Source organism: Hymenobacter crusticola (assembly GCF_002154225.1).
Classification (GTDB): Bacteria; Bacteroidota; Bacteroidia; order Cytophagales; family Hymenobacteraceae; genus Hymenobacter; species Hymenobacter crusticola.
On sequence record NZ_MTSE01000103.1, the window covers coordinates 1 to 1,301 of the forward strand.

1 protein-coding gene is annotated in these 1,301 nt (G+C 62.1%); it reads right to left on the reverse strand.

From position 1 onward, the window contains the following. A partial coding sequence (locus tag BXP70_RS29035; RefSeq protein ID WP_086597604.1) for a transposase occupies window positions 1-1,301 on the reverse strand: 1,301 nt, incomplete at both ends.

Below are 1,301 nucleotides of genomic sequence, written 5' to 3' on the forward strand. Positions count from 1 at the left end.
ACATTTTCCAAACGGACGTGGCTGTTGCAGAACTCGCGGCCCGTTCAAGCTAGCTAGGTTTTGCGGCGCTTTCGGGCGGTCACGCCGAGTGCGTCGTCCACAGCGCAGCATGAGTGGTGGTCCAGGTGGTAGGGGTAGCACCAAGGCCATTTCCTGCTGCCGCTTAGACGGATAACGCAAGAGCTTTTTTAGATTATAGGCACTGGCGGCTAGTAACATCGACTTGTGCGCACCCGCTCGGCCGCGTACGTTGATGCGCCGTAAGCCGTAATGATGGAGCAAGTTGCCGAAAACGGGTTCAATGGTGCGCTGTCGCACCCGGCGCATGTGCTGCCCTCGTAGACTGCGCTGGCGGTGCCAGGCCCGACGGTAGGCCGCATCAAAAGCCGAGCGCACGAGTTGCTTGTAATCGGCGTAGGGCACACAGTTCCCTTTATGGGCACACTGCTGGCAGTCCTGGTACGCCGCTCGGTAGTGCTTGACCCAGGCGCCGTCCGCCTTGGTGCTGTACTTGCGAAAGGGCAGCGGCTTGTCGGCCCCGCAGCGATACTCGTCCGCGGCGGCGTGGTAGGAGAAACCGGCGGCTTCGGGTTTGTATTGCCCAAAAACGGGAATCCACGGCGTGACCCCCTGGTGTTCGAGCAGCGCATAGTTGAAGCCGTTGGAGGAGCCCGTGTCGGCCACCAGGTCGCGCAACTGCAGCTCATGGGCTTGCAGTCGTTGCTGTAACCGTTGCACAAGACCGGGTAGGTGCAAACTGTCGCGCGAGTCGGCTAGGTCCGCTTGCACATGACTGATCACGCCCTTGGCGGTATCCACGGCCAAGCTGCAGAGGTAGTTCAGGGCGCGCCCTTTGCCGGGCTTGATGGAGATACGCGCCTCCGGATCGGTGGGACTGTAATGCGTTTTGTTGCTAAGTAAGCGCGCTTTAGGGCGGGTAGCGCCTAGGGAAGCGGGTTCTCGCTGTCGTTTAGCCTGGCGCGTGGCTTCGTAGCGCAGCTGGTGAGCCGGCGCGGAGCGAATCGAGGCCGGGTGCGGCGGAGCCGGTGTTTTCGGCGAGCTCCCGACAACGGTCAAGGTCGGCTGCACCGCGTGCACCGGCTGCTTTTCGCAGAGGCTGTCGAGCGAGGCATTCGCTTTCACTGGGGCCGAATCTACCGTCTGCGTGTCACCAGCGACTAACCCTTGTTGCACGCAGAGGCTAAAGATACGGTCGAAGAGCGGCTCGAATAGTGCCGCCGGATAGAGCTGGCGGGTGCGGCTCACCGTGGAGTGCCAGGGCAGGGCTTCGTCGAGCTCGT